Annotated in this window: 7 protein-coding genes and 1 riboswitch; of the genes, 6 read left to right on the forward strand and 1 reads right to left on the reverse strand. The window is 60.4% G+C overall.

Going from position 1 to position 6,981, the window contains the following annotated elements; translation table 11 throughout:
- Positions 1–46: 46 nt before the first annotated feature.
- From QM590_RS21345 to QM590_RS21365, 6 genes are all read left to right on the forward strand, one after another.
- Positions 47–2,506 carry an SEC-C metal-binding domain-containing protein gene (locus QM590_RS21345; protein WP_269596326.1) on the forward strand — a complete coding sequence of 820 codons (2,460 nt, stop codon included), beginning with the start codon at positions 47–49 and terminating at the stop codon, positions 2,504–2,506.
- 133 nt (positions 2,507–2,639) lie between these two features.
- Positions 2,640–3,197, forward strand: a complete 558-nt coding sequence (locus QM590_RS21350; RefSeq protein WP_269596333.1) for a DUF3558 domain-containing protein — start codon at positions 2,640–2,642, stop codon at positions 3,195–3,197.
- A gap of 9 nt (positions 3,198–3,206) precedes the next feature.
- Positions 3,207–3,608, forward strand: coding sequence for a hypothetical protein (locus tag QM590_RS21355; protein WP_269596327.1), 402 nt, complete (start codon positions 3,207–3,209; stop codon positions 3,606–3,608).
- Between the two features lie 305 nt (positions 3,609–3,913).
- Positions 3,914–4,032, forward strand: a riboswitch (SAM riboswitch).
- Positions 4,033–4,060: 28 nt separating this feature from the next.
- Positions 4,061–4,489 carry a mandelate racemase/muconate lactonizing protein gene (locus QM590_RS21360; protein ID WP_269596328.1) on the forward strand — a complete coding sequence of 143 codons (429 nt, stop codon included), beginning with the start codon at positions 4,061–4,063 and terminating at the stop codon, positions 4,487–4,489.
- A 118-nt stretch (positions 4,490–4,607) separates the two neighbouring features.
- On the forward strand, positions 4,608–4,973 hold the full coding sequence (locus QM590_RS26000; RefSeq protein ID WP_411741374.1) for a DUF6188 family protein: 366 nt from the start codon (positions 4,608–4,610) through the stop codon (positions 4,971–4,973).
- 184 nt (positions 4,974–5,157) lie between these two features.
- Positions 5,158–5,949, forward strand: coding sequence for a hypothetical protein (locus QM590_RS21365; protein WP_269596329.1), 792 nt, complete (start codon positions 5,158–5,160; stop codon positions 5,947–5,949).
- 169 nt (positions 5,950–6,118) lie between these two features.
- On the opposite strand, the gene QM590_RS21370 is transcribed toward QM590_RS21365, so the two are convergent.
- Entirely contained in the window at positions 6,119–6,379 is a 261-nt protein-coding gene (locus QM590_RS21370) for a helix-turn-helix domain-containing protein (RefSeq protein WP_269596330.1), read from the reverse strand.
- Positions 6,380–6,981 lie beyond the last annotated feature (602 nt).

Genomic DNA, 6,981 nt, shown 5'->3' on the forward strand with positions numbered 1-6,981 from the left:
GAGCCGAACCGCAGGTCGTCCTCTGGACACGTTTATGCTGGTCGCGATGGACGGCAACGATGAATACGACGAGCTCGATACCGCAGCCCTCGACGTCCTCCGTGAACTCGGCCCGCTGAGCACCGAGGACTGGGCGATTGCCATGTCCGACCGAAGGTTCGGACACCGACGCGAGATGTACGACCTCGTCTACACAATCGATTCGATCGATCTTGCGTTTCTGCCGGACATGCGCAACATCGCTGTCGACAGGCTGCTGGAGGGCCGCGTCCTCACTCACCGGCTCACCGAGCAGGAAGTGGCGTCGGACATCATCGACTCGATGGACGACCTGTCGCCCATCACGACGCTCTTGCAGTTCGCTGACGATCCCGCTGGTCTCCGCACGAAGTACAGAGGTATCGGTGACGGCGGGGCGTTTACCGGCCGCGGCATCGACGACCCGCAGTGGCCGCCCAGCGAAGCGCTCGTACTCCCGCCGGGAACTCTGAGCGACTACGAACGAGGCGACGTGGTATCGCTCGTAGTGATGGACGGTGTGGTTTCGATCCGATTGGTCGACGGCCCGCTGGAGCAGATCGACGTCACTGCCGCGGTGCGCGAGATTGTGCCCGAAGACGAGAGCGTCGATCGCGATGCTGTTGTCTACCAACTGATGTACGACCATCCGGACCTGTTCACACGACCAGGCCCACCGCTGTCCGAGATCTTCGCCGGTGCCGGCATCGACCAGTCCGAGGACCAGGTAGCCCGCACAGGATTCGATTTCGACGCCGCAGCGGCCACAACTCGAACGAACATCGTCGCCAACACTCTCGGAGTCGATACCGAGGAGGCTCGCGCGCTCGTCCTGTTCGGCGACATCGTGAGGGACATTCGCGGTGAGATTGCCGACGACGCCCAACAGCATTCCGAGGCAGCAGTTTCCGAGGGTGCGGATGCGCTCATCCCTCTTGCTCGATCCGACGTCGCCGTGCTGGCACTGAACAGACACTTCGACAGCAAAGGGACCGCGGAGGCCCTACTGCAAGCGGCCGAAGCGCTGCTCAGTGCTGGGCCTCGACGGGCGACCGCAGCTGCGCACTGGTTCCGTGCTACCGCGTTGGACCGACTTGGGGACGCACTATCGGCCGAGACAGCGTTGGAGAAAGCGCTCGACGCGGACTCGCACTTCGAGCCTGCAGTGCTGGCTCTCGCCGAGTATGCGTCGACGCGGGGAGATGCAGTCCGGGGACTGTCACTGCTCGGACGTATCGATTCCGATGCTGGCGCGGACCTGCGAGAGATGTTGGAGCCCTACGTCCCTCAGGACCGACCCGATCTGGGGCGCAACGAGCGCTGTTGGTGTGATTCGGGCCGTAAGTACAAGGTGTGTCACCTCGGAAAGAACGTTCTCTCGCTCGAAGAGCGCGCTCAATGGCTCTACCAGAAGGCCGGTGGCTATGCGGTAACGGCGAATTCCGCTGATCTCATCCTCGGTCTGGCCCGAATACGCACGGAGCATCTCGGTGATGGTGATGATGTCTTGTCGAAGGCCTTCGAAGAACCGATGGTCAGCGATGTAGTGCTGTTCGAGGGCGGAAAATTTGCAGAGTTCGTGAGTTCTCACGGCCCGCTACTGCCGGCCGACGAGTTGATGCTGGCTCAGCAGTGGCTCCTGGTGGAACGCTCGATTCACGAGATCGAATCCGTAAGACCTGGAGAAGGTTTGTCTCTGAGAGATATTCGTACCGGCGACCGACACGCTGTCACGGAACGTTCGGCGAGCCGAGAGTTGACCGCAGGACAATTCATCTGCTCGCGCGTCGTACCCGTCGGTGGACAGTTTCAGATCTTCGGTGGAATCGAACCTGTCGATCCGACGCAACGAACGAAGCTGATCGAGATCCTCGACGCCGACCCTGTCGATCCCGAAGATCTGGTGAGTTTCCTCAGTGCCCGGTTGGCTCCTCTCCGAATCGAAACTCGTGACGGCGATCCGGTGGCGTTGTGCGAGTCGGTCTTCGAGCTCGGTGAGGTCGATGGACTGCGGCGGAGGCTGAGCCGCAAGTTCGGGGCTGCGGAGGGGAATCGATGGCATTGGAAGGTCGGAACGAGCATCCTCGGAACACTCACCCTGGACGGCACCCGATTGACGGTAGAAGCAATGTCCGAACGCCGCGTGGACACGTTGATCGACGATGTGATCACCCTTCACCCTGATGCGGATCAGCTGAGCGACAGGCGTTCGTCGGCAGAGGAAGCGATGGTCGAAAGGTCGGGAAAGAGCACAGAACCTGTCGAGATGACTCCAGAGCTGATTGGGCTCCTCGACGAGCAGATTCGCGAATACGAACGGAAGTGGCTCACCGAGTCCATACCCGCTCTCGACGGATGGACGCCACGCGATGCCGCGGCAGATCCCACTCGTCGCGATGATCTGATTCGTCTCCTCGATTCTTTGCCGGGCGAGGAACGACCTGGTGCGATGAGCGTGCGTCGACTGCGCGACATGCTGGATCTGTGAGAAACGCGTCGATACTGCTCGCCTGAGGTCAAACAGGCACGGACGCACCTGCGTCCGATCCAATGGAACCGATGCGCCGGTAGCTGCGTCCAACACCAAGGACGGGTTCCAAGGACGGAGTGCTGTGAGCAAGATGCGATTGCTGATCGGGAGTGCGGTCGGACTGATGCTGGTGGCAACCGGATGCGGAGGGGCACCCGAAGGCATTCCCCCTGCGGGCCCGTCGACGACATCGGTGACGGCAACCGCGCCGGCCAATGGTGCGTGGGATCCGTGCACCATCCCAGAGGCTGCCATCGAAGACGCGGGCTTGGCGGTCGAGACGAAGTCCTCGAACTTGGTGGGGGATCTACCGATCTCGGAAGACTGGATGACTTGTTTTTGGACGAACCCACTGCCGACGCCGTGGTATCGCGTCGGTATCTTCTCGTCTACTGAAAGTCTCGACTACCTGCGTGAACGGGGACCGTTCGAGAATTTCGAGCCCATCGAGGGACTCGACGGCATGCGCTTCCAGCGGGCCATCAAGTACGACGAGGTCAACTGCGGTGTCGCTTTCGGCCACCCGGGTGGCGTCGTGTACCTGAATCTCGACGGGTTGGTGATGACACCACCTCTTGACGATCCGTGTGTCGAGGTCGAACGGTTGGCGCGTTCAATCCGGCCGTCCTTGCCGTCTGAAGGTAGGTGAAGGCAACCGATGGGTTTGGAAACGAACGAGCTTGCATCAACGATGCAGCAGTGGCAGTCACTGTCGATGCAGGCAGAGTCCGGGCAGCTCGAGATTCCCGAAGGCGTGGCGTTCCAGTGCGACGAGGTGTGCGCTGCCTACATCAGACACTTGAAGGATATGGTGGTGAAAACGCAAAACTTGGTCGACGTAAAGGCATTCGGCACCTTGGATTCGGCCAGGCAGCTCGGCGAGAAGTTCGAGAGGATTGCCTTCAGTGGTGATCGATCGCTGCACGTCGTGCTGATGCAACACATCGAGGTCATCGAGCTGATGCGGTCGGTGTTCAAGCGCTATTTCGATGAGGCCGAGTATGCCGATCAGCGGACATTGTTGTCCATCGGGGAGATCGCGGAGGGTCTGGGCGAGTGACTTTCACATCCAGGTGTGATCGGTGCCGCTGTGCGTCTACGTAGGTACTGCGCTGCTTGTCGAATCGGTAATCGAGCTGAAGGCTTGATCGCGGCTGAAATACACTGAGCCCCAGTAAGACCGAGCCTAGCGCACGGACAGCATGGTTCTACTGGAGGTCTCGCTGCTTTGGTCGGACTCCTTTTTCGGGGCGCAGTCGTTGACTGGGCTCTGAGCCGGGGACTCTTGAAGTGCGAAATGGGTTGAGCTGCTCAGCCGAACGCAATGATTGTCCAAGCCGTAACGCTCGGCTATTGTCGAAGAAGGTTCAAGAGTGACAGCCGTAGGTACCTGGCCGGCTGTCCGGCAACCCCGTCTCCATCGACAGGGTGCCCCAGGGGAAGAACCGGCGCGTCCCGCAATCGCAGGCGCGCAAGTCGATGGAGGGTTGCACCTCCAGGATGAGGTGAACAATGTCCGGTAGTGGCGAACTCGAAGCAGCACAGGCGAAGTGGGAACCCATTCCGCCCGAACGCCGTCGTACCTGGTGCCAGACGCTCCTGAGTTACCCGCCGATCTGGTACGGCGTGTTTCCGATGCTCGAGACTCGGAGGCTGGTACTCCAAGGTGGGTACGCCAACGCCGAAGCCTGGATCGACCTCGCGAAACGTGCTGAAGCAGTGGGATTTACGCCTCGGACGTGGCTGATTTTTCGGCAGAGTCTCGAACCCGCGTACCTGAAGGATCGGTTCCCGTCCCATCCCGAGAACATGCCCAAGCTGCGTGGAAACGGCGGTGTCGAGACGGTGGTCGTCGACCCCGAGGACTTTTCCGAGTGGCCATGGCTGTTCGAGGCGGGGTATCGCGCGGGAGAGGCGACCTTGCAGGCGCTGTCTCGCTGAAGCCATCCACCAGGCTGTCGACGGGGTCGGCTTGTCAGTGGAACCGCGGAGATCGCTGCTGCGTCTGACAGTCAGGAGCGGCTAAGACTGTCGACCGATTCCGGGAGGGTGGACACGCGTGGAGCTTCCTCTCGTACGGCACACGATTGTGTCTTTGGAGTTCGGGTTCTCCCTCGCGTTGCATACAGAGCGTGATTGCGAAATTCGCATCGAGTCGAATTTTCGAGTCACTGAGCCCGGGGTTAAGAGGTTTCGCGGTGTGCCGCACACGCTGCTACCCGAAGACAGCACTGTCCAGCGTCTTATCGGCAGACGCGTCGCGTCCGCGTATGCATCCGATGATGGCGGCTTGCTAATTGAGTTCGCCGACCGTACAAGCTTGGTAGTTCCCTCAAACCCTGATTTCGATGCGTGGACCGTTGCAGCGCCCGAGGGCTTCAAAGCAGTCAGTGTGGCGGGCGGCGGGCTCACGGTGTGGGACTGAAACAACTATCTGGCGAGTGCTACTGGATCTGAAAACAGCCCAGACCATGGAACCGGCGCGATCCCTGCTGCGTCTGATGCTGTGGGGCGGCGATCGGGCCGCGTCGGCAACGCCATCGGTGATGGTGCTGCTGCAGTTGCCGGCACGGGGTCGGTAATCGGCGAACTGGCGACAGGGGCGTGGGATGCGATTTTTTGACGTGCGGCCCAGTGAATTGCGGCGCTGGGTGGCATCGCCGGGGTCGATGATCGCTCGAAGCGCGATCTTCGGGGTTGCGGCGCTGATTGCTCTGTACTCGTGCGTGGTGAGTGTCGTGGAGGGAATGATCGCCTCTGCTCTGTCGACATTCGGATTTGCTGTGTTCTGCATCAGCACAATGGCTTTCGCGTGGACCAACGTTCCGTCGATCAAGACAGGCTCTGACGTCCGCCGTTGGGTGCAGGGCTCGACTGTGCGCTACAACCCGCTGGGCTTGAGGTTGCTCGTCGTGATAGTCAGCTCTCTGTCGATCTGCGTGATCGCGATGGGTTACACCTCGGGTGGGGTGGGATGGGTTCTTGCTGCAATGGGATTGTCCATGGCCTCGTTCCTGATTCCAATTCTGTTGCGCAGTATTCGCAACGGTTACCTCGAGCTCTCGGATGACGGTATTCGCCACCGCGGCTGGGCATTCGACATCCAGGTGCGGTGGGTGGACCTAAGAGACACCGCTGTGGTCGTGGAGTCGTACCCGTTGGTTCTGGTGAGGGTCGACGAAATGGCGAAGATGACTCGGCGCTTCACAACCTTGCTCTGGAGAATCGAAATTATGCCGAAAGGTAAGTACATCGAACTCGACTGCAGACGCTTCGATGTCCACCCGGTGGCGCTGGAACAGTGGATTCGGTTCTATATCGACAACCCGGATGCCCGAGTCGAACTCGGAACCGATGCAGCAGCAGAGAGACTGACGGGCGTGGGTGTACAGCGCGCCTGACCAGACTGTGCGACGTCATCAACGAGTTCCGGTACGCAAGACCCTGAAATCGTTGCGTACGAGACGATCTGTCCCCTTTTTTGGCCGAGACCCGATTCGGGTTCCATGGCTGAGCTCTACGGCCACGCGGGGTTGCAGTCCGCCTGGCCGGTCGGGCATTGAGGCTTGGTCAACGCGGATCCAGAGGTGGCACAGGCGTTCCGGATCGAGTCCGCAAAGTAAGGTCACAGCCCAGCGCATTCGCGATGGCGATCGCACCATCGAGTTGGATCGAGTCTTTGCCCCCTTCGAGAGCTTGGATCGTCGACCGACCCACGTCGGCGAGCAATGCCAACTCTGCTTGAGTGAGGCGTAACTGAAGCCGACGTGCGACGAAGGCGGCCGCCACCTCACTCGGATATCTCCGACTTCGTCGTCGCGGATGGGCCATATTCGCTCCTTATGCTTGCGACTACATGCATAGGCGACAATACGCCCCTCTTTTATAGGACTGAGCCCTGTTATGCCTGTGAACGAAGGCATAACGGCATATCCGAATGTCGAATCGCCCGTGTCGGTGGTCAGTTCATTGCGATACTGAATCGACATTGCCTGTACCGGGGACGGGTCCATGCAGTCTCGACCAGCTCGGAGTTGGCATGTCCACGAGAACTTTCATTGCAATCACCGCAGTGGCGCTGGTCTGCGTCGGCTGCTCGAGCAGCCCCGACGAGACACCGAGCGAAGCTGTTCCTGTGACGAGCAGTTCGAGCGTTACGGTGTCGGCGTCACCTACCTCCAACGTGGACGTGACGGCGGCACCTGAGCCGCCGCCTGTTCCTCAGCCCCAACTCATCACCTACGAGTGCGGTGACTTGGATCTGTATCAGTCAGGCACCGCCCTGTACTCAGACGGCACGACAGGGTACGAAGCCGAGTGCGATACATATGTCCCGCCGGCACCGCCTGAACTGAGATATTGCGATTACGGCGGCACCGGGGACTGTCTGAATAACGGTTGATCCGGTCCTTGGTTCGACACGCCGAGCTCAG

It is taken from the genome of Rhodococcus sp. IEGM 1372, assembly GCF_030056835.1.
Taxonomy (GTDB): domain Bacteria; phylum Actinomycetota; class Actinomycetes; order Mycobacteriales; family Mycobacteriaceae; genus Rhodococcoides.

Coding starts and splice junctions, on each gene's coding strand:
- QM590_RS21345 (WP_269596326.1), top strand. CDS start 47: ATGGACGGCAACGATGAATACGACGAGCTCGATACCGCAGCCCTCGAC.
- QM590_RS21350 (WP_269596333.1), top strand. CDS start 2,640: ATGCGATTGCTGATCGGGAGTGCGGTCGGACTGATGCTGGTGGCAACC.
- QM590_RS21355 (WP_269596327.1), top strand. CDS start 3,207: ATGGGTTTGGAAACGAACGAGCTTGCATCAACGATGCAGCAGTGGCAG.
- QM590_RS21360 (WP_269596328.1), top strand. CDS start 4,061: ATGTCCGGTAGTGGCGAACTCGAAGCAGCACAGGCGAAGTGGGAACCC.
- QM590_RS21365 (WP_269596329.1), top strand. CDS start 5,158: ATGCGATTTTTTGACGTGCGGCCCAGTGAATTGCGGCGCTGGGTGGCA.
- QM590_RS21370 (WP_269596330.1), bottom strand. CDS start 6,379: ATGGCCCATCCGCGACGACGAAGTCGGAGATATCCGAGTGAGGTGGCG.